The sequence below is a fragment of the Marinobacter manganoxydans MnI7-9 genome (genome assembly GCF_000235625.1).
GTDB lineage: Bacteria > Pseudomonadota > Gammaproteobacteria > Pseudomonadales > Oleiphilaceae > Marinobacter > Marinobacter manganoxydans.
Window position 1 is genome coordinate 64873 of the sequence record NZ_AGTR01000060.1, and the last position, 24333, is coordinate 89205.

Here is a 24333-nt window from a genome sequence, read left to right on the forward strand (position 1 = left end):
AGCAAGGATGCCGCTTAGCGTTTCCGGGTTGTGGTCGCGATCACGACACTGACCAGTCCGGAGCCTACCAGGGCACCAACGAAAGGCATCAGGGTGGGAATGCTGCCGGGGAAGCTGGCAGCTTCCAATCCGGCCATCAGGCTGCCACCGGTAATCCATCCGGGCAGAATCGCGCCGAAAAGTCCCGCCAGACAGCCCAGGATCGCCGCCCTCGTGGTCATTTTTCCCCAGAGCCCCATCAGTACAGGCAGAACCGCCGTGGCGCAAAGCAGGTCTGCGATCAAAAATAGCCGCAGCACGGAAATCCCCTGAAGTGCCACCAGAACCACAGGAATCATCAGCAGCACGGTAAACCATCGGGCACTGACAATGGACAACCCCTGTTTTTCGGTAACCGCCAGCGACGCAAGTGCGTTCTGCAGGGTATCCACCGAGGATGCCACGAGTGTGATGGCCAGGATCAGGGCCGGTAAAGCGAGCCAGGCCGGCGCATCAGCAAGCAAGGCAAAAAACGGAATCGGCGGGCTGCCCAGGTCGGCGCCGCTCATGGCCGCCAGTATTCCCAGCCCGCCAACCACGGCGACAACGGCGATGGTAACCACGCCGCCCAGCAACGCGCCGCGGCTCAGGGCGTCCGTATCACGAGCCGACCATAAACGCTGCCAGTATCCCTGGTGGAAAAGGTTGGCGGCGGTGACGGCAATCACCAGAGTCAGCGCCACGCTCAGGGCTGCCGACGCAGGGATATCCGGTAGCGCTGCGGGTGCTGCGTCCGGAAGCTTGCCTACGGCAACAAAACTGACGATAGCCAGCAAGCCGATCAGTAACAGTGCCTGCCATTGGTCGGTAACGATGCTGGCCCTGAGACCACCGACAGCGGTGTATACCAGCGTGGTTATGGCAACGCCAATGACCACAATGCCGCCATCAATACCGGAAAGCAGCGACGTTATGGCACCAATGGCAGTAAGCTCCGCGGTGAGAAAGCAAAGCATGTAGAGCACCGAGATCGTCGAAACGTAGCGGCGTACGCCATTGCCATAACAGGCGTTGGCGAATTCGCCGATGCTGCGTCCTTCCGGAAGGAAGCGGCGAATAGCGGGGCCACAGAAAGCGAACACGATAAACGGCAAGGCGGCGCCCAGGGCATAGCCAGCCAGAGCCAGAGGGCCAACCAGTGCGCCAACCTCAGGCGGGGCAAACAGTATCCAGCCGCCCATGCCGGAAGCGAGGAAAGACAGTCCGAGGGCCCTGGCTCCCTGACTGTTTCTTGCCGTTACATAGTCATCCAGTCCGCCGTCGGCGAGACGGGCTCTCAGTCCGAGCCAGGCAAACAGGATCATGGCGACCACGATCGCCGCGAGGGTGGTATAAAACATCGGGAGGTTCTCCGCCGTTCATCAAGCGGGCCATAGTGCCACAACGGCGGAAGCGGGGCGAGATACGTTGGCCCGCAGGAATGCGGGCCACGCAGAGGTCTACTGCTTCACGGCCTCCGCAGCTTTGACTTTGACGTAGCTGCCGGGTGCGTCCTCAATCGCAGGAAGTTTCCCTTCGCCGGGGATGCGAGCCGGCACGTCGCCGTCTGAAAAACGGGCAATCCACTCGAGCCAGTGGGGCCACCAGGATCCCGGATGGTGTTCGGACTTCTCGAACCAGGCGTCTGCATCCGGCACCAGGGTGTCATTGGTCCAGTAGCCGTACTTTTCCTTGTAGGGCGGGTTGATAACGCCAGCGATATGGCCGGAGCCGGAGAGCACAAAGCGGACATCACCGCCGTGGGCCAGCGCCCCTTTGTAGGTGGTTTTCCATTTGGCGATGTGATCCTGTCTGGCGGACAGGAAAAAAGAGGGTACATCGATTTCGGACAGGTTGATGGACTCGCCGAGCAGATTCAGGGAATCTGGCTTCACCAGACGATTATTCAGGTACATCTGGCGCAGATAGTAACTGTGCATTCGAGCTGGCAGGTTGGTGCCGTCGGTGTTCCAGTAGAGCAGGTCAAAAGCCGCGGGCTTCTGGCCTTTAAGGTAGTTATTGGTCCAGAACGACCAGAACAGCTCGTTTTCTCTCAACAGGTTAAACGTGAACGCCATAGCGCGACCGTCCAGGTAGCCCTTGCGCTCCAGCATTTTCTCAATACCCCGGATCGAGTGATCGTTGATGAAGACACCGATTCCGCCAGGGTCCGAGAAGTCCAGAAGTGTCGTCAGATAGGTAGCACTGGCTACCGGATTACGGCCTTTTTTCTTGAGCCAGGCCAATGTTGAGCCCAGCAGGGTGCCACCGATGCAATAGCCGATCAGATTCATCTGGTCTTCGCCGGTGGCTTCGGTAACCGCATCCATGGCCGCCAGTGGCCCGAGTTCCATGTAGTCTTCCCAGCCTTTGTCCCGCAGGGAGGGCCCGGGATTTCGCCAGGAAACAATAAAAACAGTCTGTCCCTGGTTGACCAACCACTGGATAAAGGAGTTCCTGGCGGTGAGGTCCAGGATGTAGTACTTGTTGATCCATGGCGGAACAATCAGCAACGGGCGTTTGCTGACGGTCTCTGTTGTTGGCGAGTACTGGATCAACTGCATCAGTTCGTTCTGGAACACGACCTTGCCAGGGGTAGTTGCCAGGTTACGTCCCACCTCGAAGGCAGAGCGATCTGTCATCCCAACATTGAACAGGGAAGGATTCTGCCGCAGGTCTTCGATCAGCTGCCGTCCACCGTCGATCAGGTTCATCCCTTTGCGTTCCCAGGTAATCCTGAGCACTTCCGGATTCGTAGCGGGGAAATTCGATGGCGACAGTGCACTGGTCAGGTGTCGGGCGTAGAACAGCATCTGGTCCCGTCCTGCCGGGGGAATCCCTTCCATGCCGGCCGCCCAGTTCAGAAAGGCCTGTGAGTTGATCAGATAGGCCTGGTGGAGGACATCAAAAGGTAGATGCTTGTGCCACTCCTCGGCCTGGAAGCGTCGGTCGTCGGCCTCTGGTTCGACAACGGGCTTCTTATGCTTGCCCACGAGCCGTGCAAGGGTGTAGTACCCCAGCGCGGCATGTTTGCGGGCCAGATCCAGTTCCGCTCCTGCAAACCGGAGCGGGTGCAGGAGCAGGTCCTCGGCCATTGTGCGGTAGGCATCGGACATTTCCGTTATCGTGGAGAGCGTTGCCGCATCCAGGACGCCAGCATCTCCCAATGCTTTCTCCAGTTGCTGCTGTCCCTGGCGGACGTTGGTTTCGAAGCCGTTGACGAGCTGACCTACGGCTTTCCCGAGCGTATCCAGACCGAACATAACTATCCCTTATTTGGCGGTTTTCGGGCCGGGCTTGGCCGATGCCTCGGGTGCTTTCTCGAACACCTTCTGAATCTGCTCCCTGCTTTCGTTGAAGTAGTCCTGCCAGGCTTTCCAGTCTGCGGTGAACTGCTCGCTCAGTGATTTCAGGGTCTCCGCCTGGTCGCCAGTCAGGCTTTTCAGGCTCTCCAGATCACGGACCTCAGACACCTTTTTAGCCTGCTCCATGGTGACATCGGCATAACGTCGGAAGGCGTTCATCTGCATTTCTGCAGCCTTGCCAAATTGCTCGAACAGGGTTTCGTTCAGACGGGTCGCTTTTTCGAAAAGCTCGGTGTTCATGGTCACAACTCCTTTGCGTATGGATTTGATGGAATTCTATTCTGCCTCATCCTGCGTGACGCAATTTTGACAAGCATCAATCCCGGGTTCAGCTTATGCTTTACTGTAGGAACATGTTTTCCCGGCAAGGCAGGAGGCGCCATATGACCAACCGGAAATCCGAACTTGAAACACTGAGAGCCGACCTGACGGCCAGACTTTCCCGTTATGAGGCGCATCAGCATCGGGAAGGGGGTGCGTTAGACAAGGATTTCGAGGAGCAGGCTACCCAGACCCAGAACGACGAAGTGGTCGATTCGCTGGAAACCGAAACCCGTTCCGAACTCGCTCAGATTGAACATGCACTGGCTCGGATTGATAACGGTGTGGGTGACGAATGCGAATCCTGCGGCGAGGCCATTGACCCACGCCGCTTGCAGGTTCTGCCCTATACCACGGTTTGCGTGGATTGTGCCGAAGACTGAGTGACACCATGGAGCCACTGCAGGCATCCACGACCGGCTCGGCCGTATTCCAGACCCGGGGCCTGACGAAAACCTATGATCAGGGGGAGGTTCAGGTTCATGCCCTCCGTGGCGTAGATCTGGATCTCTATGGCGGCGAACTGGTCGTCATGCTGGGCGCTTCCGGTTCTGGCAAATCCACACTCCTTAACATTCTTGGCGGGCTGGATGTGCCATCGACCGGCGAAGTCCGGTATCGGGATTTTGATCTCAGTACTGCCGGCGACCGCGAACTCACCCGTTATCGCCGTGAACACGTGGGTTTCGTGTTCCAGTTCTATAATCTCATCCCCAGCCTCACCGCCAGGGAAAATGTGGCGGCAGTGACCGAGATAGCGACCAATCCAATGACGCCGGAAGAGGCACTTGAACTGGTTGGGCTCAAGAGCCGCATTGACCATTTTCCGGCCCAGCTTTCCGGTGGTGAACAGCAGCGCGTTGCCATTGCCCGGGCCATTGCCAAACGACCGGATGTACTCCTGTGCGACGAGCCAACCGGCGCCCTCGATTCCGCCACCGGCGTATTGGTGCTCGAGGCACTGGACAAAGCCAACCGGGAGACCGGCACGACTACCGTCATCATTACCCACAATGCTTCCATCGCCGGCATGGCGGATCGCGTGATAACGCTCTCGGACGGCAACATCAGTGGTGAGCGTCTTAATGAACGTCGCCAGGACCCCCGCACTTTGTCCTGGTAATGGCACTGAAGAGTAACAGCGATGTCCCCGAAGGGATTGAACACGGTTCTGAACGTAAAGTTACGCCGGGAACTCTGGCAGATGCGCGGTCAGGTACTGGCCATCGCACTGGTTATTGCCGGAGGCGTGGGCGTGTGCGTAATGTCTCTCGTGAACTATTCATCGCTGTTGGCAACCAGAGCCCAGTATTACGAACAACACGAATTTGCCGAGGTCTTTGCGCCGGTCAAACGGGCTCCACGCCATACTCTCAAGGACATCGCTGCGCTGCCTGGTATCGCCAGGTACGAGGGGAGGGTCGAAGGCGCTGCGAAACTGGAAATACCCGGGTTCCCGGATCCGGTGTCGGCTCGCCTGGTGTCTGTTCCGCCGGAAGGTCAGCCTGACGTCAACCGCCTTTTTATTCGCCAGGGACGGCTCCCGGCTGCTGGTCGAAGCCAGGAGATCGCAGTGATCGGAAGCTTTGCCGGAGCGCATGAGTTGGTTCTGGGAGATCAGTTTGAAGCCATTATCAACGGCCGCCGGCAGGCTCTTACGATAACCGGCATTGTTGAGTCACCGGAATTCATCTACGTCATTCCTCCGGGCGGTATGCTGCCGGACTATCAGCGGTATGGTGTTCTCTGGATGAACAGAGAGTCCCTGGAATCCGCCATGGATATGCGGGGCGCTTTCAACAGCCTGGTGGTGACGCTCAAACCTGGCCATTCTGCTGCCTCCGTCATTGATGCTCTGGATCGATTGCTGGCCCGGTATGGGGCAACGGGGGCTTTTGGCCGGGACGACCAGTTTTCCCACCGTTTTCTGAGTGACGAGCTCAATCAGCTGAAAACCATGGCGACGGTTTTCCCCCTCATTTTCATGAGTGTCGCCATGTTTTTGTTGAATGTGGTGATTGGCCGTCTGATCAGCACCCAACGGGATATCGTCGCGGTACTCAAGGCCTTCGGCTATAGCAACCGTCAGATCGCCTGGCATTACAGCAAACTGGTCATCGTGATCGCCGTCATCGGTTTGCTGGCGGGGCTTGGCCTTGGCCTATGGCTTGGACGCTCTCTCGGCGAACTGTACATGGATTATTACCGCTTTCCGGGGCTGTTGTTTCGCATTGACCCCGCATGGGTTGTGCTGCTGGGGTTGATGACAATTGTGGTCGCCTGGCTCGGTGCCTGGCGAGCCATCAGGCAGGCAGCGGCACTGCCGCCTGCTGAAGCTATGAGGCCTGAGGGGCCCGCCAGGTACCGGGTGACCATAGTGGAAAAGCTGCTCTCGGGAATCCGTTTCGCCCAGCCCTCCCGAATGATCGTGCGCCAGCTCTCCCGTCGTCCGGTCCGGACCCTGTTATCCATGACTGGGGTCGCCATGGCCACTGCCATCGTGATGGTGGGAAACTTCCAGTTCGACTCGGTGTCCCTGATGGTCCACACGCAGTTTGCACGGGTTCAGCAACAGGATCTGTCCGCGACCTTTATTGATCCGGTGAACAGCGCGGCGTTGTTCGGCTTGCAGCGGCAAGCCGGGATACGTTACGTGGAGGAGCGACGCTCGGTCCCGGCACGTCTTGTTTCCGGCCATCGGGAGTGGCGAAGCGCAGTCACCGGAATACCCTCCGAGGCGCGCCTGCAATTTGTCATCGACAGTGACCTGCAGCCGGTTCCGCTCCCCAGGGAGGGGTTGTTGTTGACCGATTTTCTGGCCGATGAACTGGGTGTCGGTCCGGGAGATGTTCTGCAGCTGGAGCTCCTGGAGGGCGACCGCCGAACGGTTATGGTTCCGGTCGCCGGTATCACCAGCGAGTTTCTCGGGGTTGGTGCCTATATGGATCTGGATGCTCTTAACCGGGCACTGGGGGACGGGCCCCTGATCAATCAGGCCCTGATCAACCTGGACCCGGACAAGGCTTCGGAAGTTTATAACAGTCTTCGCGAAACCCCGGGAGTGCTTGGCCTGAGCATCCGGCAGGCCATGCTCGACAGCTTCTACGACACCCTGGCGAGAACCTTCCTGACGTTCACCTTTTTCAACAGCCTGATGGGCGGAATCATCGCTTTTGGAGTGGTCTACAACACGATCCGGATTTCACTGGCGGAAAAAGGTCGGGAGTTGGCGAGCCTGAGAGTGCTGGGATACACCCAGAATGAAGTTGCGCATATATTGTTGGGAGAGGTTGCGCTCTTGCTGTTTCTGGGTATTCCCCTCGGTTGGCTGACTGGCCAGGGTCTGGCGCTCATGATCGTTACTGCCATGCAAACCGAACTGTATCGGGTGCCCTTGACGATCACCAGCCAGACACTTGGCATGTCCGCGTTGGTCGTGGTGGTATCGGCGATCGCTTCCGGGGTTATTGCCTGGTGGCGCCTGAAACGGCTGGATCTTGTAGCGGTGTTGAAAACACGGGAATAGGTGCGAAAGCAACCGGGGAGTGAACTGAGGTTATGGCGAAAAAAGGGTTTGCCGGAAAATGGTTGTTCTGGGGGGTGTTCGTAATGCTCGCCAGTGTTGCAGTTGTGGTCACGATCCGACCCGATCCGGTCTGGGTGGATCTGGCGCCGGTAACCCGTGGCCCCATGGAAATCACTATCAAGGAGGAGGGCAAAACGCGGGTGCGTGACCGATACGTGGTTTCATCACCGGTTGCCGGCTATCTGCACAGGGTATTGCTGGAAGTGGGGGATCCGGTGATTCCGGGAGAGCTGCTGACGGAGGTTGACCCCATGCCTGCCAGCACCCTTGATGCCCGAAGTCGGGCCGAAGCGGAGGCCAAGGTGCAGTCGGCCCGCTCGGCGCTGAACTCCACTCGTCAAAAAGTGGCGGCGGCCGAGGCTGAAGCAGACCTCGCCGTGCGTGAGCTGGCCCGCCTCCAGGCACTCAGTGATGATCGTTTTGTTTCCGACGAGCGTTTGCAGCAGGCCCGGGCCACTGCGGCCAGAACCCAGGCCATTCTGCGTTCCGCGCGCTTTGACGAAGAAGTGATGGCCCACGAACTGGCAGCGGCCCGAACGCGCCTTGAGGTGTCTGCCGCGCGTGCGAACGGCGATGGAGCGGTTGAACGTGTGCCGGTCAGGTCCCCTGTAAACGGCTCTGTTTTGGGAATTGTTCGAAAAAGCGAGGGTGTGATTCAGGCCGGTGAAGCCATTCTGGAACTGGGGGATCCCGGGGCGCTTGAGGTGGTTGTGGATGTATTGAGTTTTGATGCCGTGAATCTCCAACCCGGTATGGTGACGCGCCTCACCGGGTGGGGTGGCGGCACCCTGGACGCTACGGTCCGGCGCGTTGAGCCGGTTGGATTCGAGGACGTGTCGGCCCTGGGTGTGGAAGAAAGGCGGGTACAGGTAGTTGCGGATATCACCAGTCCTGCTGATGCCTGGCAAAGCCTGGGGGACGGCTATCGGGTAGACGCCGAGTTTCTGCTCTGGCGTTCCGACAATGTCCTTCAGGTTCCGGAATCCGCCATCTTTGTCACTGATGGGCAGCACCAGGTATTCCGCGTTGTCGATGACATTGCGGTTCTGACAGACGTGTCGGTCGGTCGCACAAACGGATTTCATACAGTTATCCAGGAAGGATTGACTGAGGCAGACAACGTCGTCCGACACCCGGATCGTCAGCTTGAAGACGGCAGCCGTATCCGTCTTCGTTAATGGCCTGCATTGCACGGTCCGCCGGCTAAAATGAGAGGACATATCACGTTTGGCTGGCTAGACTGACGGCACATAAAAACAAAAAGGAGACTGGCACGGTGAACCAGTTCGATACGCTTATTCTCGGCGGCCGCTACTTTGACGGTACCGGCGGCCCCTCACGCATCGCCCATGTTGGCATCAAAGATGGGCGGGTTGCCGAAGTCTTTGACCAGCAGCCCGAACCCGGCCTTGCGACGCGCACGATTGACGCCAGCGGTTGCTGGGTAACGCCGGGATTTCTCGATACCCATACCCATTACGATGCCGAGTTGCTGGTAGCGCCGTCCCTGTCTGAATCCGTGCGTCACGGTGTCACCACGGTGCTGATCGGCAGTTGTTCCCTGAGCATGGTCTGTTCCGATCCGGAGGACGCCTCGGATATTTTTACCCGGGTGGAAACGGTCCCGAGGGAAAAAGTGCTGCCCATTCTGAAGCAGCACAAGTCCTGGCAGACACCAAAAGCGTGGGTGGCGTTCATGGACCAGCATCCACTGGGGCCCAATGTCATCAGCTTTCTCGGCCACAGTGATCTGAGAACTGCCGTTATGGGGCTGCATCGCGCCACCGACCGGGGCGTGACTCCGACATCAGAAGAGCAAAGACAAATGGAAGCCCTCCTTGAGGAGGCTCTGCAGGAGGGCTTTCTCGGTCTTTCCACCATGTGCCTGAAATGGGACAAGGTGGATGGTGACCGGGAGTGGTCCAAGAGTCTGCCGAGCACCTACGCCCGATGGCGTGAGGTCAGCCGCCTGAATGCTCTTTTGCGCCGATACGGACGGGTGCATCAGGGCGCGCCCAATGCGGCCAATCCTCTGCAGGTAACCCAGTACCTGAAAGAGACCCTGGGTTGGTTGAGAAAGCCCCTGAAAACAACTCTGATTGCCATGATCGATCTGAAAGGCAATCCCACGGTCAAACCCATGGCCAGCCTTGTGGGGTGGCTGGCCAACAGCTTTGGCGGCAACTTCCGCTGGCAGCTCCTGCCAACGCCGTTCACGGTCTATGCCGATGGTATGGATATCGTACTGTTTGAAGAATTCGGCGCCGGTGAAATGGCCCTCGATATCCGCGATCAGCTTGAGCGCAACGAGCTTCTGAAGGACGAACAGTACCGACGGAAATTCAGGAAATTCTATAAGGAAAAGCTCTCGCCCCGGGTATGGCAGAGGGATTTCGGCGATGCCGTTATTCTCGACTGCCCGGATAAAAGCGTGGTTGGCCGCAACTTTGCTGAGCTGGCGGCCGACCGTGGCATCCATGTGGTCGATTTCTTTCTCGACATGGTGGTTGCCCATGGCCGTTCACTGCGCTGGTTCACCACGGTAGGCAACCACAGAAAGGATCGGCTCCGGAAAATGGTCACCAATCCCGGTGCCCTGATCACCTTTTCCGATGCCGGCGCCCACATCCGTAATATGGCCTTCTACAATCTGCCTCTGCGGTTTCTCAAGCTGGTTTACGAAAGCCATGTGGAGAGTGAGCCGGTCATGTCGCTGGAACGTGCCGTACATCGACTGACCGGCGAACAGGCAGACTGGCTTGGTGTTGATGCCGGTCATATCAGGAAAGGTGACCGGGCGGATATAACGGTACTGGACCCCCGTGGCCTTGATCAGGATCTGGAACAGGTTGAGTGGGCCGAGATGGAAAACTTCGGACTGGAGAGAATGGTCAACCGGGTGCCTGGTTGTATCAGAGAGGTGCTGATCAACGGCCGACCCGCGGTAACGGATGGTGAGGTTGAAGCTGCCCTGGGCCGGGAGCCTGGCTATGGCCACTTCCTGCGCGCCGGTGCGTCTGGATAACCACGTACAAAAGGAAACCTATGAACCTGCGATTTGCGCCCGCCGTCTGGGTGGTGGTCTTTCTTGCAGTCTTTGTCTGGTCTGCCATCGGACCCAGGGATCGGGCCACCTGGGCGCTGGAAGTCCTGCCCGCTGTCATTGGTTTTGTGCTGGTTGTCTGGTGTTTCTTCCGTTATCCCCTGACGCCTCTTGTCTATTTCCTGATTCTGGTCCACGCCGTCATCCTGATGGTTGGAGGGCACTATACCTACGCGGAAGTACCTTTGTTCGACTGGTTTCGGGACTGGTTTGACTGGGAGCGCAATAACTACGACAAGCTTGGCCACCTGGCACAGGGGTTTATACCGGCAATCATTGCCAGGGAAGTGGTCATTCGCTTCGACGTGTTCTCCAGTCGCCGCTGGGCGGCGTTTTTCATCGTCTGTTTCTGTCTGGCGCTAAGCGCCTTTTACGAGCTGATTGAATGGTGGGTGGCCTTGCTCAGTGACGAAGCGGCCGAGGCCTTTCTGGGCACACAGGGCTACGTCTGGGATACCCAGTCGGATATGGCCTGGGCCTTGTCCGGCGCCATTCTGGCTCTTATCCTGCTCGGGCGTTTTCATGATCGCCAGCTTCAGGCGCTCTGACGTTTCGCCCGCCTGCTGATGTTGAATGTCTGAATGATGGAATAGAACTGTATGTCCGAAGAGCTCAACGCTGACAAACAGGCCGAGGGGCTGCCCCGCAGCCAGGTCATTGGACTGATCCTCGGGGCTGCCTTTCTGCTGGCAACCATCATACTCCCACCTCCGGAAACCATGGCCGCGGAAGCCTGGGCGGCGCTGGGGTTGATGCTGCTGATGGCTACCTGGTGGTCTACCGAAGCCATTCCGATTCCCGCCACTGCCTTGCTGCCAATCGTGCTGGTTCCCGCGCTCGGGCTCGGGACGGTTGGTGAAGCCACCGAGCCCTATGCCAATCCGATCATTTTCCTGTTCCTGGGGGGGGGGGCTTCACACTCGGGCTTGCGATGCAGCGATGGAACCTGCATCGCCGGATCGCCCTGATGACGCTGAAGGCCGTTGGCAGTAAACCCCGGCGGCAGATTGCCGGGTTCATGTTGGCAACCGCGTTTTTGAGCATGTGGGTCAGCAATACTGCAACAGCCATCATGATGCTGCCGATTGGTCTGTCGGTGGTGGCGATGATGAACAGCAATGACAATCCCGAGGGCATTCGGCGTTACGCCACGGCCCTCCTTTTGGCTATCGCCTATTCCGCCAGTATCGGTGGTATTGCCACACTTATCGGCACACCGCCAAATGCCTTGCTGGCGGCCTACCTGAGCGAAAACCAGGGTATTTCTGTGGGCTTTGCCCAATGGATGTTGCTGGGGGTTCCAGTGACGGTTGTCATGCTGGCCCTGGCCTGGTGGTGGCTGACCCGGCGCGACTTCGGGCTGGGCATGGCCGGCGCCCTGCCAACCCTTGTCATGATTGTTCTGGTGGCGGGTATCATCATCTTTCTGACCGAAGTTACCAGCAATACCGCAACCGCGGCGGCGTTTCTGCCGTTGCTGGGGCGCTGGCCCTGAGTCAGGGCGTGTCACCGTTACTACTCACTGTGCCTGCCGCCATCGCGGCCAGCTGTGCCTTCATGATGCCGGTGGCCACGCCACCCAATGCCATCGTGTTCTCCAGTGGTCACATGCAGATCAGCGACATGATCAGAGCCGGGTTTGCTCTCAATCTGATGGGCATTGTCGTGGTAACTGCCCTGAGCTACCTGTTACTCGGCGTGGTCTTTACCTTTTGAACGGCAGGCCCGGCAACCGGGCCTGCTTCCCGATTCCCATCCATGTCATGAAACAGTTCTCAAATCCCCTTCCTAAGGCCCCTCCTGCAGCGACAGATTTGAGGCACAGTTATCTTTAAGGGCGCAGGCTTTTCGGTATCTTACCGTAACAACATGTAACCCGCTTAATAACGTGGCCAATAAAAACAGGGACTTCGTCTGACATGCTGCTGGTGCTCGCTGGATCCATTCTTACATTCACCATGGTGCAGGAAGCGACCGTGGTGGAGCCTTTTGAGAAGGGCCAGATCGTCATTGAGCAGGATGTGGATTCCAGTCCTGTTGAATTGCGCTCCGACGTCAGGGTGGAGCCTCTGGTTGAACAGAAGTTCCGGAATATCGTGCGTCAGGCCTATGACTACAGCTGTGGAAGCGCGGCGCTGACCACCGTGCTGAACTTCTACCTGGGTCGGACCCTGTCGGAACGTCAGGTCATGGAGGGGCTGCTTCATTACGGCGAAAGCGAACGTATCGTGGAACGTCGCGCCTTTTCCATGCTGGATATGAAGCGACTGGTGACAGCGCTCGGTTATCCCTCAGGCGGCTTCCGGGCAACGATTGATGACCTCAAGGATCTTGATCACCCGGCGATCGTGCCCATCCATCACGCGGGTTTCAAACACTTCGTGGTGTTGAGGACGATTCGCGACGGGCGTGCCTATCTGGCAGACCCCTCGTTAGGGAATATCTCCTTCACGCTGGCTCAGTTCGAGGAAAAGTGGGACGACAATGTGCTCTTCATTGTCTTCCCGGGCAGCGATAAGCCACTGGACAACCTCGAGCTGAAGGAAGAAGACCTTCGCTTTGTGGATGACCAGACAATGACCCTTCTGGCGCTGGAAAGGATACCGGCGTTTCACGAGTCCACCCAGCGGCGGATCCAGAATCTGCTGGAACGCCAGAAAAACAATCCCGACGGCAGTGTAGAAAACACCCGAAAGCAGTTGCACTACCGTCGTAACTAATTCGCCGGGTAATCCCCGGGGCAGGAACACTACAAATAAAATAAGGGAGTCAGGATGAATCGTTGGTTTGTGCGAGGTTTTATCCTTGTTTCCACGGCAGGTCTGCTTCCGGGCATGGCCCTGGCGCAGGAAGGGAGTGTGGACCAGGCGCGGGAAGCGCTGGCCAAGCAGGAAGGAGACGAGGACGCTTCACAACAGCTTGAAGAGGTGTTCCAGGCTGCAGAGAAGAACTATTCGCTGCAGAAGAAGGGTTCCCATTCATTGAATTATTCGTTCGACTATTCCTACACGGCAGACCAGCGGCTGGATCTGGCCATCACCAATGGATCAGTGAGAAACCTGGACGTGGTGCCGTCGGCAACCCACAGCTTCACCAATTCCTTTTCCTACGATTACGGCCTGTTGGACAACCTGACGGTGGGTACCCGTATTCCGCTGGTCGTCAAATACGACACTCAGGACGAGCTGAATATCTATGATTTTGGCGATATTTCTTTTACCGGGCGCTGGCAGCCATTTGCCTACGTTCCAGGCAAGATGTCGACCACCTTGTTCGGAACCCTCTCCACAAAGACCGGCGTCAGCCCCTACGAGATAGACATCAACGAGCAGCTGTCCACCGGCAGTGGCTACTATTCCATCGGGGGTGGAGCGAGCCTGTCCAAGGTCCTGGATCCGGTGGTGGTGTTCGGCTCAGTGAGCGCCACCTATAACTTGCCGGCTGAAGATCTGCAGCAGGTGCGTGGTGCACGTCTTCTGGAAGAGGTGGACCCTGGCTTCGGGCTCTCCGGGTCCGCCGGTTTCGCCTACTCCCTGTCCTACGACATTTCTCTCAGCATCTCGGCCCAGCTCAGCTACAGCGACGAAACCGTCCTGACCTTCACGAATGGCGACCAGGCCGTCGCCCAGGACCAGATGACGGGGTTTATGAGCATGTCTCTGGGGACCCGTATCAGTGATACCACCATTGTAAACACGAGTTTGGGTATCGGTCTTACCGAGGATGCCCCGGACTTCTCCCTGGGGGTCTCCCTGCCCATTAACTTCTCCGGTCTCAAAGAGTGATTGGTGTCGTTGACGATCTACGGGAAGGGAAGGATTTCATGGGACAGAGAAACCACAACCGTCAGATTCTCGCGGCACTGGTTGCCACGACCCTTTCTTGCGGTGCCCAGGCCCAGCTGGCGCAGAACCTGACCATTCATCCCAAGGCACTGGCACTTGGCAACGCCGTGACCGCCGATCCGCCCGGGATCATGGCGATTCACTACAATCCTGCTGGCCTGACCAAACTGGACGGGCGTCAGCTGGAAGTGAATCTGATGAGCGTCTATCTGGACATTGACGCGGATTTCACGGCACCGGAAGGCTATGAGATTTTCGGTATCGACGGCCTTGAAACGGATCCACTGACCGGAAAGCAGCGGGACCCGGTTGCCAATACCCGCAGCCATACCAACAACGTGGCCCTGTATCTGCCGGGTTACGGTATTCTCCGCGCGCCCCCGGGACCGGCCCTGGCGCCGTCAGCAGGTATCAGTATCAACCCGCCGGGCTCCAAACTGACCTTCGGGAATGCCTTTTACCTGCCGTTGGCAGCCGGTTTCTACCGTGATAAGGATGACCCTGGCCGTTACCAGCCCCAGGCCACGGCGCTGCAGCGCACGACTTATCTCTCACCCACGGTCGGTTATGAAATCAATGACGACTGGTCCGTGGGTGCCGGTATCCACCTGTCCCATATGGGAATCGCGGCAGACCAGTACATGCGGGCGCCCAACCTGCTGCTGGGGGTGGCTGAAGTTCTGCAGGACGCATTCAACTGCGAGAGTGGTGACGAGCCCCTGCAGCCCTGGCTAGCGCTTTGTGGCGGTAATGTCGGTCCCTGGGACGATATCGGTGCTCTGAGTATCAACGTTCAGGAAACCCTGTCACCCACCTATGCACTAGGGGTGATGTGGGAGCCAACTGATTGGTTCAGCTGGGGGGCGAGCTATACCTCTGAAGCTGAAATGAACATGAAGGGCACCTTCGAAATCCAGTACACCGATGACTGGTCCGGCTTCTGGCAGAGCGTTAACGGATCGGTGCTGGGTGCGATTACCTCGGCGATCCTGAGTCTTCCGTCCGGTGCGCCCAAGGAATCCGGCAACGTCAGTATGGATCTGGTGTATCCCCAGCACTTCCAGACTGGTATCAGTGTTGACGTGCATCCGAAACTGACCCTCAACGCCGACATTGGCTGGACCGATTACAAACAGTGGGACGCCTTTGTTTTCCGGTTTGATCGTAATCTGGAGTTTCTCAATGCGGCCCGGATCCTGTCGCCGGACAATGCCACGCCGAATACCCTGAGGTTGCCCCTGGGTTTCAAGAGCCAGTGGAACTGGGCGTTTGGCATGGAGTTTCATGCGTCTTCCCGTCTGGACCTGCGTGCTGGCGTGGAAATACGGGATTCGGTTATCCCGGATGATCAGCGACAGGTTATGGCGCCATTTGGTGGGGCAAACCTCTACAGCATCGGTATGGGGTACCAGTGGGATAAGGACACCGAAATTGACATGAATCTCAGTTATCTTCATTCGGTGGAGTCGATTCCCGCGGACACCAGCTGTAATCTGAACTGCGACAACATCACCAACATTATCTACAACCCCTATGCAGGCCTGGATGTCAAAACCTCGCTACGGGTTGTGATGGCGGGCCTCAGTTTCCGGACCAAGTTCTGAGTGGTGCCATTGACCAGAGGGTAGTCATTCGCAGTGATTAACGGCTCTTTACGGAAATCAGCCTTGTGCCTTTCTCTGGCAGCAGTTCTCGGAGGCTGCCAGATTGGCGGGTCTACGGTGTCGGAACGGGAAGGTTATTTCACGTGGGTAGACGAGCAGGGCAGGGTTCGATACTCACCGATAACCGGAGCCGAGCAGAAAGACTTGAATCGTGAGTCTGCAGAGGTAGTTGAAGAGGTAGCTATAGAGGTAGCTGAAGAGCAGCGCGATCCGGAATCCGAGAAACACCCGGTGCAGTCAGATAGTGGGGCGAGCCCGGAGTCAGGGCCGCAGGAAAACACCGAGTACACACTCGAAAACTACCCGGATGCCGGCGAGCTTGAAAAAGATGGCTACGTTCGGCCGGGGGAGCGGCAACCCTATTTCACCTGGCGAGACGCCGAGGGCAATGTCCGGGTCAGCTATTACCGGCCGGACATCCGCTCTGATCTTGAGAAAGGGCTGGTGGAGCCACCCGTTCAGATCACCGAAGCCAGCGTTTACCATTCAGGTCCCGATGGTGCAGGCCAGGCTCCGGTAGAGGGCTATGATCCGGACGCCTTTGCCATCCTGGGCATTGAGGCTTCAACAGACGATTTCTTTGCCCGGTTTTCAGCGACCTGTTGCGATTCCATGGATGCCGCCAGTCGACAAGGGTGGCAATCGGGACGGGAGTTTGGCGTTACCCTCTCGGATCGTTCAGCTACATATCCGTTTCTTACCGGAACCAGCCCCTATCAACTGATTGCACTTCCGGACGCGGATAAGCACGGCAGTCTTGTCATACGCCTGCGCTCCTATGCCAAAGACGGGGTGGTGGTGCCCTCCCTGGTGTTTCTCGATGAGAAGATGGCGCCGTTAAGACTGGTAACAGACCTGGTTATGGATTTTACCCCCGAGAACTGGCACCGGCGCGGCTATCTGGAAGCATGGGTTCCTGCTTTTCCGGGCCAGGGAGAGCGTTGGCTTGTCCTGTTTACCCGAGAGCAGGACCTGGAGGGCCAGACCGTTATAGAGACCCGTGCCGGCCCCGAGAAAATTCCTCACATCAGGCACGGTGAAATTGGCCTGATGCAGGTGGAGGGGTGAGGGTTCAGTCTTCAGGTTTGCTCAGGTCCAGCCACTGCTGGGATAGCCAGTAGTAACTGCCATCGCCCGCAGGGTGGGTGCAGTTGTAGCGGAATCGCCGGCTATTGAAGGCCTCAGGGGCCTTTACTTCCACATTGCCATCAGTCACGTCAAAGTCGATACGTCCCTGACCGGAGGCAAAGCAGGTCAACCGGTTGGCATCAATGGGTTCAACCAGCGGGAAAACCAGGGTGGGCGGATTCTCCGAGATCACCCCGTCCGGCAGCTCGCCGGTATCAACAGGGAAGGCTTTGCTGCGAAGTTTGTTCTCAAGGCTCCCCAACTGGCCGTAGGCGTTTGCCATCGGAAAACGCGGCAATCGGGTTTTCTCGGTTTGTTGGCCGATGGCGCCGGATTGCTGGCCAAAACCGTACCAGCCCCGCTCGGCCACTTTGCGCTCCAGTGCTTCGTCAAACTCGCCGTAAGGGTACGCAAACATGGGTGCAGGCGCCTTCAATTCCCTGGAGAGGGTCCCCTGGGCTGAGTCGAGACTGCTGGTAACCCTGGCTTGCCAGTCACTCTGACTTTCGTTCGGTTTACGGGCAAGATGCCCATGGTCAGCGCTGTGGTTGGCAATGGTTACGCCCGGTCGTTCGGCCAACTCCCGAATCTGATCCCAGGCCATGTAGCCGGTTCGGCCAACGGCTTCCGTATTTACAAAAATCGTGTAGGGGTAGGCCTTTTCGGCCAGCAGTGGAGCCGCCGTATGGTAGACGGAGTCGTAGGCGTCATCAAAGGTAATGGCGATGTGATTACCTTGCCCATCGGTACCGGCCAGCGTTGTTTCGGTGCCTTGCTGTAGATCCACAACGTCCAGCTCCAGATCCGAGATCATGTTCAGCTGGCCCTCGAAAAGAGACACAGACGTGCTGGTAGCGGGCGGCGTTGAATCACTGACATGATGATACTGCAGGACAACGAGGTCAGCGCGGGCTGAGATGGCGGTCGCCGTAATCGCGACGAGAAGGGAAAGTTTCAGGAATGCTGTGAGCGGCATATCGTCTCCTGTATTTATCGGCCCTGGCCAGATCGAAAAGGCCGGTCAGATGCTGTGACGGAAGTGGGCTTTCAGTACCGCAAAGGCCTGATTGAGATGCTGAATGGTTTCGGTCTTGCCGCCGCGGTCCGGGTGAGCGTGCATGACCGCCCGGCGGAATCGCTGTTTGACCGTTGGAAAGTCTGTAGGGACAGCCTGAAATCCCAGTACTTCGGCGGCTTCCCTGGCTTCGGATTGCGCCGGTGCCTGGCCTGGAGCACCTGCCCAGAAATCATTCACCATCTGTTGAATGGCTTCCTCCGGCAGACGGTACTGGGAAAGATCCAGATAGAATTGACGAAGTGTGTCGACACTGTCCGGAACCCCTTCGCCACCGACCACCGACTGTGACTCGATCCGGATGCTCAAGGGCGAAATTTTCAGGCTCTCGCCGGTTTCGGATAACTGGTCACGAAGACGGTAGAGCACGTGAAACAACAGAAAATGCACCGGATAGAGTTTTTCCGGTTCGCTGAAAACAACCTGTCCAAGCAGTTCCCAGGGCGGTCTCTGAAGCGCCTTGATCAGCGATAATTCATTCAAGCCCGCCGGTGCCGATCTGAGTTCGTGCTCAACGGCCACCAGCAGGTGCTGAATCTGCTGCTCCAGGCAGTCATCATCATCCACAGTCCTGGGATGAGAAGCATTGATGGGAGAATGGCTGTCTGTCATAGGACTCATGTTAGGGCACTGCGGCCCATCAGGGAAGTGCGGCCACCTGCGGAAGTCCACCCATGAACAGGGCGGTGGAGAACCGGGTCGCCGTTAACGCTTCCGCATCCGCCGACTCCGGGTTGCTGTGGGCGCGCCTTGCCAGCGTCAGGCTGGTCTCGTAGGCGACGCCGAAAAAAGCGGCGCACAGGTACTCGTACTCAATCCGGGGAAGAAGCCCGCGTTCCATCGCCTCGCGAACATCTTCTTCCAGAGATAACATGGCCAGGCCGAGAATATCCGAACCGAACAGTTCCCGAAGTGCCCGGTCATTGCGGTGAGCGAGTTCATACACCAGCGGATCCCGGGCGGTCGCGGTATAGAGGGCCAGGTAGGCGTAGTGGATGAAATCCTCAGGATTGTCGGCTGCCCGCCGCTGTTGGCTGAGATTGTTGTTCAGATTGGTCAGGAAGTCGGTAAGCAAAGCCGCGAAAATATCCTGCTTGCTTGAGAAATAATTGTAGAAGGTGCCGGCTGCAAGACCCGTTCGCCGAACGATGTCGCGGATGGTTGAGTTTTCGTACCCCCGCTCGCGAAAACACTCCCGGGCGGCATGCAGGATTGCCCTGCGGTTCCGGATGCGGTTCTGTTCCCGTTTACCAGCGGCTTCTTCACTCGATTGCAACGTATCCATGTTGGTATCCTGTCCCTGAATCCATGTGACGCGTATAATCCCACGTCCACTTGCCTTATGAACGTAGTTGGTATGTCCGAAGCAATGATCGCCAGTGCCGAACAATCCCTCAACTCAGAGCGGGAGCGCCGCCAGAAGCTGGAGTTGAACAAGCTGCAGAAACGTCTGCGCCGCGAAGTCGGGCAGGCGATTGCCGATTTTTCGATGATTGAGGCCGGTGACAAAGTCATGTGCTGCCTCAGCGGCGGAAAAGACTCTTACGCCATGCTCGATATCCTGCTTAACCTGCAGAAGAGCGCGCCTGTCTCGTTCGAGCTGATTGCCGTCAACCTTGACCAGAAACAGCCCGGTTTCCCGGAAGAGGTGTTGCCCGAGTACCTGTCCTCCATGGGTATCGAGTACCACATCATCGAAAAGGACACTTACAGTATTGTTAAGGAAAAAGTCCCCGAAGGGAAGACTACCTGCGGTCTGTGTAGCCGGCTACGTCGCGGAATTCTCTATAATTTCGCCGAAGAGCACGGAGTAACCAAGATTGCGCTCGGTCACCATAGGGACGATCTGCTGGAAACCCTGTTCCTGAACATGTTCTATGGCGGCAAACTGAAATCCATGCCGCCAGTTCTGCACAGTGATGATGGCCGCAATACCGTTATCCGGCCGCTGGCCTACAGCCGGGAAAAAGATATCGCCCGCTACGCCGGTCTGAGAGAGTTTCCCATTATTCCCTGCAACCTGTGTGGTTCACAGGAGAACTTGCAGCGCCAGGTTATCAAGGACATGTTCCAGAGCTGGGACAAGCAGCACCCCGGCCGGTTGGAAACCATGTTCCGGGCCATGTGCAATGTGGAACCCTCGCACCTGGCGGATACCAATCTCTACGATTTCAAGGAAGGCAAGCGCCTCGGTGGCAAGCGCCAGGCCGTACAGACGGCTGAACCCGAGACCGCAACTGACTTCGGTCGCCTGGATGTCCTGAATATCTAGCCGGCTAGTGTCCGGCCAGATGCAGGAAAGGCAGTGTCCAGAGTCCGAACAGGATAAGCAGGCCGCCGGTCACCTTCCGGAACAGTTGATGGCTCTGTAAACCCCGGATCCAGTTGGCCGCGAAACCCGTGGCCAACATGGAGGGAAGCGTGCCGAGCCCGAAAAACAGCATGGTCAGCGCGGCCGAGCCCACTGTCGGTTGCAATGCTGCCCAACCGAGCGTGCTGTATACCAGTCCGCAGGGCAGCCAGCCCCAGAGTGCTCCGAGGGCGAGCGCCTGTCCTCCGTGATTTACCGGCAGGAAGCGACGGGTCAGGGGAGAGAGACGAGCCCAGACTGGAGCGCCGACCCGTTCGACGTAACGAATACCCTGCCACCATTGCCCCATGGATAATCCCATGAAGATCAGCAAAACCCCGGCCAGGCTGCGAAGCACAAGACCGGCCGTGCTCCACTGACTGGCCGCCGTGGTACTGGCCAGCGCGACCAGTGTGGCGATCAGCACATAGCTACCGATGCGCCCAAAGTTGAACGCCAGCAGCATGACCGTCTGTCGTACCCGGAAACCCCGGCCTACAGGCAGTGCCATTGAGAGGGAAGCGCTGATGCCGCCGCACATGCCGAGGCAGTGCGTGCTGCCTAGCAATCCGATCAGGAAGGCGCTCGGGTAACTGAGGTAGAGTTCCGGATTCATCCTTTTTGGGACTTATCCTCACCCGTATCAGCGGTATCGCTGACTTCAGCTGTTTGCTCCGGGGTTGGCTCCCCGGCAGCCGGTTTGTCGGTGCGAGCGTCGTCCGGGATCATATCCTTGTCGTCATCGTAAAGTATCCGATGCGCCGGGCCTTCGAGATCATCGTACTGACCGTTCTTGACCGACCATGTGAACAGGGCGACGCCTACCGCCACCAGTATGAGCATCACCGGGACCAGAAACATGACGATTTGCACGGTGCAACCTCGCAGAAAATATTAGAAGTTCACGGTATCAGGACAACGCCTGGGCGCCAACCGCGAGATTGTCCTGACTCTTCCGGCTCGGTGCCTTGCCAAGCCGCAGCGCATTCAGAACGACCACCAGAGAGCTGAGAGACATGCCAATTGCTGCCAGCCAGGGTGGGACCATTCCGGCCGCGGCCAGGGGAAGCGCCAGCACATTGTATATGAGAGCCCACCATAGATTCTGGCGGATGATGCGCTGGGTCTGGCGACTGGTTTTAAGGGCTTCGACCAATTGCAGCAATTGACCATTCAGCAGTACTGCATCAGCTTTCAGTTGGGTCAGGTCGGCAGCCGTGCCCATGGCCACCGAAATTCCGGCGCCAGCCATAGAGGGCAGATCGTTCAGACCGTCGCCCACCATCATAATTTGCCGGCCCTCGGCTTGCAGCTTCTCCAGCACAGCCAGTTTATCTTCTGGGGAGGCTTGTCCGATAGCCTCGTCAATGCCCAGTATGTCTGCCACCTGGTTTACATGCCCGGAACGGTCGCCACTGAGGAGCAGGGTGCGAATGCCGGAATCCTGAAGAGCTTTGATGGCTGCCCGGGCATCGTCACGGGGCTGGTCGTCGAGCCTGAAACAGGCCAGCCACTCGTGGTCAGAGGCCAGCCAGATTTCCATACCCTGATGCGGATCCTTTTGTGGCGCTGGCGCGGTGGTATGTTGTTCGACAAACCCCCTGTGGCCGATGAACAGCTGCAGGTCTCCCAGCCGGCCTGAAAGCCCACCGCCAATGTGATTTTCCACATGTTCGACCGCAGCAGTGGTTCGACGGTGAAATACTTTGGCTATGGGGTGCTCGGAGTATTTCTCCAGGCCCGCGGCAAGCTTGAGGCAAGTCTGCTCATCCATGCTGCCAACGATTGTGGTGCCGGCCAGGCTGAGCTCGCCCCGTGTGAGTGTCCCGGTTTTATCGAAGACCACGGTGTCAATCGTGTTCATTGATTCAAGGGTATGCCCCCGAGTCGGGAGAAAACCAAGCCGCCGGAGCCTGACTGTTGCCGAGGTAATGGCAGTCGGTGTCGCCAGGGAGAGCGCGCAGGGACACGTCACCACCAGAACAGAAAGTGTGATGTCGAAGGCGTTGTCGGCACCGGCCAGCCACCAGCCTATCCAGACAACTGGTGCCAGAATCAGAACCCGCCCGACGAATTTTCCGGCCATCCTGTCGGCCATCATTGCAACGCGCGGTTTTTCCGACTGCACGCGGTCCAGCACTCGCAGAATGCCTGAGAGCCGTGTCTGGGTGCCGGCCTTGACCACCCTGACATCGAGCGGATTTTCCCCGTTTACGCTCCCGGCGTGGACAGTATCCCCGGGATGGCGGGTTTCAGGGAGGTATTCCCCGGTTAAGGCTGCTTCGTTCAGGGTTGATTCTCCCCGCACAATCTCGCCATCGACGGGCAGGGTTTCGCCGGGGCGCACACGAACGATATCGCCTGGCCGGATCTTATGGGCAGGGATAATGTCGGTAGTATCGCCCTGGACCAGTGTGGCGACGGTCGGCTGAAACCCTGCAAGCGCATTGCCTGTCAGGCCTGCCCGGTAGCGGGCCTGAACTTCAATGTAGCGCCCGAGCAGGAGGAAAAAGGTGAACATGCAAACGGACTCAAAGTACACTTCCTCGCCGCCAAAGACGGTTACCCACGCGCTGGCGAGGTAGGCGAGTCCGATGGCAATGGCAACCGGCACATCCATGGTCAGATGCCGGCTGCGGATATCCCGTTGGGCATTGCGGAAAAAAGGTGCAGCGCTGAAGAGCACCACGGGGGTAGCGACCAGAAGGCTGAACCAGCGAAAGAAGCTGACGAACTCGGGCGACAGCTCGCTGACCAGTTCGAAATAAAGGGGAAACGCCAGCATCATGCTCTGGAACGAACCGATTCCGGCAATGGCGAGGCGGATGAGCATGGACCGATGCTCGGCCTTGAGCGCCTGTTCCGCCTCGTCTGCCTGGTAGGGGCGGGCGGTGTAGCCGAGCTCGTGGATCGCGATCAGCAGGTCACTCAGCCGAACCTGATCCGGGGACCACACCAGGCGCGCACGTTGGGTGGTATGGTTTACCGAGAAGGAGTCGACACCGGGCTGCTGCTTCATATGGTTTTCAAGCAGCCAGATACAGGCGGCACAGGTGATGCCACCAATCAGCAGTTGCGCTTCCTGTGCGCCTTTTACCGGTGCAACAAACGACTCCTGAACCAGAGGGTGATCAAGCTCTCTGATTCGGTTCAGTTCCGCCGGGGTCAGCTGCTTTGGGGTAACGGCCGGTTTGGTCCGGAAATCATAGAACCCGGCGAGACCCTCGCTGCGAATGGTCTGGCACACCGCTTTGCAGCCCTGGCAGCAGAAGTGACGGGTAGAACCTTCGAGCTCGAGGGTGATGGGCGGCTCACCGTCCGCTGGCTCACCGCAGTGAAAGCAATCCAGCCTGGTCAACCTTGGGCAGACCCCCCGGCCTTGACTGTAATTCCGTCTTCAGCTGGCAGCCAGGCTTCGCCTTTTAATCGCCACTCGTTAGCTGGACCCCGTAGATCGTAGTACCAGCGGCCGTCTATGTCATTGAGGAGCTTACCGGCAAAGCGCCCTGGAGCGATTTGCTGGAATTGAACAGTGCGATCCTTGTCGGAAAGCGTTGGATGGAACAGGTTCAGGATCAGATACGGGAAATCCGCCGGACCCTCAACGGTGTTCAGGTTGACGGTGATATTTTTGCTCTGGAAATCAATCTGGGCCTCCATACCGAGATCTTCCGCCTTCTGGTCTCTTGCTATGGACATGTTAATTCCGCGCCCTTCTTTGGACCAGTCGTCGGTGACCATCGCATTTTCTGTGCTGACAGCGATAGTGATGGCAACGGCGCAGTAAATGATGGACGCCCCCGGAAAAATCAGCAGGAACCAGAACCAGGGTTGGCGGTACCAGGGTGCTACGGGTGTTTCAGTAGTCATAAATCAAT

At 57.9% G+C, this 24333-nt stretch carries 21 protein-coding genes and 1 pseudogene; 12 read left to right on the forward strand and 10 right to left on the reverse strand.

Annotated features, from left to right (window positions below; all coding sequences use genetic code 11):
- Window positions 1-14 precede the first annotated feature (14 nt).
- The 3 genes from KYE_RS14380 to KYE_RS14390 form a co-directional block, all read right to left on the reverse strand.
- Window positions 15-1379, reverse strand: a complete 1365-nt coding sequence (locus KYE_RS14380) for a sodium:solute symporter family transporter (RefSeq protein WP_008174680.1) — start codon at window positions 1377-1379, stop codon at window positions 15-17.
- A 99-nt stretch (window positions 1380-1478) separates the two neighbouring features.
- Window positions 1479-3281 (reverse strand): PHA/PHB synthase family protein, encoded by a 1803-nt coding sequence (locus KYE_RS14385; RefSeq protein ID WP_008174683.1) that lies wholly within the window; start codon window positions 3279-3281, stop codon window positions 1479-1481.
- 9 nt (window positions 3282-3290) lie between these two features.
- Window positions 3291-3623, reverse strand: a complete 333-nt coding sequence (locus tag KYE_RS14390) for a phasin family protein (protein ID WP_008174685.1) — start codon at window positions 3621-3623, stop codon at window positions 3291-3293.
- 143 nt (window positions 3624-3766) lie between these two features.
- On the opposite strand from KYE_RS14390, the gene KYE_RS14395 reads away from it, so the two are divergent.
- The 11 genes and pseudogenes from KYE_RS14395 to KYE_RS14445 all read left to right on the forward strand — a co-directional run bounded on the left by KYE_RS14395 (window position 3767) and on the right by KYE_RS14445 (window position 16970).
- Window positions 3767-4087: a TraR/DksA family transcriptional regulator gene (locus KYE_RS14395; protein WP_008174687.1), complete on the forward strand. Its 321-nt coding sequence runs from the start codon at window positions 3767-3769 to the stop codon at window positions 4085-4087.
- A gap of 8 nt (window positions 4088-4095) precedes the next feature.
- Window positions 4096-4827, forward strand: coding sequence for an ABC transporter ATP-binding protein (locus KYE_RS14400; protein WP_008174689.1), 732 nt, complete (start codon window positions 4096-4098; stop codon window positions 4825-4827).
- A 21-nt stretch (window positions 4828-4848) separates the two neighbouring features.
- Window positions 4849-7230: an ABC transporter permease gene (locus KYE_RS14405; protein WP_008174691.1), complete on the forward strand. Its 2382-nt coding sequence runs from the start codon at window positions 4849-4851 to the stop codon at window positions 7228-7230.
- 32 nt (window positions 7231-7262) lie between these two features.
- Window positions 7263-8468 (forward strand): efflux RND transporter periplasmic adaptor subunit, encoded by a 1206-nt coding sequence (locus KYE_RS14410; protein WP_008174693.1) that lies wholly within the window; start codon window positions 7263-7265, stop codon window positions 8466-8468.
- 98 nt (window positions 8469-8566) lie between these two features.
- Window positions 8567-10315, forward strand: a complete 1749-nt coding sequence (locus KYE_RS14415; protein ID WP_008174695.1) for an N-acyl-D-amino-acid deacylase family protein — start codon at window positions 8567-8569, stop codon at window positions 10313-10315.
- Between the two features lie 20 nt (window positions 10316-10335).
- Window positions 10336-10941 (forward strand): DUF2238 domain-containing protein, encoded by a 606-nt coding sequence (locus KYE_RS14420; protein ID WP_008174699.1) that lies wholly within the window; start codon window positions 10336-10338, stop codon window positions 10939-10941.
- 51 nt (window positions 10942-10992) lie between these two features.
- Window positions 10993-12109, forward strand: a pseudogene (locus KYE_RS14425) (SLC13 family permease).
- Window positions 12110-12312: 203 nt separating this feature from the next.
- Window positions 12313-13113, forward strand: a complete 801-nt coding sequence (locus tag KYE_RS14430) for a C39 family peptidase (RefSeq protein WP_008174701.1) — start codon at window positions 12313-12315, stop codon at window positions 13111-13113.
- Window positions 13114-13167: 54 nt separating this feature from the next.
- Window positions 13168-14178 (forward strand): hypothetical protein, encoded by a 1011-nt coding sequence (locus KYE_RS14435; RefSeq protein WP_008174703.1) that lies wholly within the window; start codon window positions 13168-13170, stop codon window positions 14176-14178.
- A 38-nt stretch (window positions 14179-14216) separates the two neighbouring features.
- Window positions 14217-15842 carry an OmpP1/FadL family transporter gene (locus tag KYE_RS14440; RefSeq protein WP_008174705.1) on the forward strand — a complete coding sequence of 542 codons (1626 nt, stop codon included), beginning with the start codon at window positions 14217-14219 and terminating at the stop codon, window positions 15840-15842.
- A gap of 63 nt (window positions 15843-15905) precedes the next feature.
- The gene (locus tag KYE_RS14445) at window positions 15906-16970 is read left to right on the forward strand and encodes a MalM family protein (protein ID WP_008174708.1); all 1065 of its coding nucleotides are present in this window, start codon (window positions 15906-15908) and stop codon (window positions 16968-16970) included.
- Window positions 16971-16974: 4 nt separating this feature from the next.
- Here KYE_RS14445 and KYE_RS14450 read toward each other — a convergent pair whose 3' ends face one another.
- From KYE_RS14450 to KYE_RS14460, 3 genes are read right to left on the reverse strand one after another with little or no spacing between them, the layout of a single operon-like run.
- Complete coding sequence (locus KYE_RS14450) at window positions 16975-18006, reverse strand: polysaccharide deacetylase family protein (protein ID WP_008174710.1); 1032 nt, start codon at window positions 18004-18006, stop codon at window positions 16975-16977.
- Window positions 18007-18051: 45 nt separating this feature from the next.
- Entirely contained in the window at window positions 18052-18717 is a 666-nt protein-coding gene (locus KYE_RS14455; RefSeq protein WP_008174712.1) for a DNA-J related domain-containing protein, read from the reverse strand.
- 28 nt (window positions 18718-18745) lie between these two features.
- On the reverse strand, window positions 18746-19390 hold the full coding sequence (locus KYE_RS14460; RefSeq protein WP_008174716.1) for a TetR/AcrR family transcriptional regulator: 645 nt from the start codon (window positions 19388-19390) through the stop codon (window positions 18746-18748).
- 72 nt (window positions 19391-19462) lie between these two features.
- On the opposite strand from KYE_RS14460, the gene ttcA reads away from it, so the two are divergent.
- Entirely contained in the window at window positions 19463-20377 is a 915-nt protein-coding gene (gene ttcA, locus KYE_RS14465; RefSeq protein WP_008174717.1) for a tRNA 2-thiocytidine(32) synthetase TtcA, read from the forward strand.
- Between the two features lie 4 nt (window positions 20378-20381).
- Here ttcA and KYE_RS14470 read toward each other — a convergent pair whose 3' ends face one another.
- The 4 genes from KYE_RS14470 to KYE_RS14485 are packed head-to-tail and all read right to left on the reverse strand — an operon-like array spanning window position 20382 to window position 24325.
- A complete protein-coding gene (locus KYE_RS14470) occupies window positions 20382-21071 on the reverse strand; it encodes a sulfite exporter TauE/SafE family protein (RefSeq protein WP_008174720.1) in 690 nt (229 codons plus the stop codon).
- Window positions 21068-21328, reverse strand: coding sequence for a cbb3-type cytochrome oxidase assembly protein CcoS (gene ccoS, locus KYE_RS14475; protein ID WP_039882065.1), 261 nt, complete (start codon window positions 21326-21328; stop codon window positions 21068-21070). Before ccoS ends, KYE_RS14470 begins: the two co-directional genes overlap by 4 nt.
- A gap of 37 nt (window positions 21329-21365) precedes the next feature.
- Window positions 21366-23813, reverse strand: coding sequence for a heavy metal translocating P-type ATPase (locus KYE_RS14480; protein ID WP_008174723.1), 2448 nt, complete (start codon window positions 23811-23813; stop codon window positions 21366-21368).
- Window positions 23810-24325 carry a FixH family protein gene (locus KYE_RS14485; RefSeq protein WP_008174725.1) on the reverse strand — a complete coding sequence of 172 codons (516 nt, stop codon included), beginning with the start codon at window positions 24323-24325 and terminating at the stop codon, window positions 23810-23812. The genes KYE_RS14480 and KYE_RS14485 overlap by 4 nt, the downstream gene beginning before the upstream one ends.
- Window positions 24326-24333 lie beyond the last annotated feature (8 nt).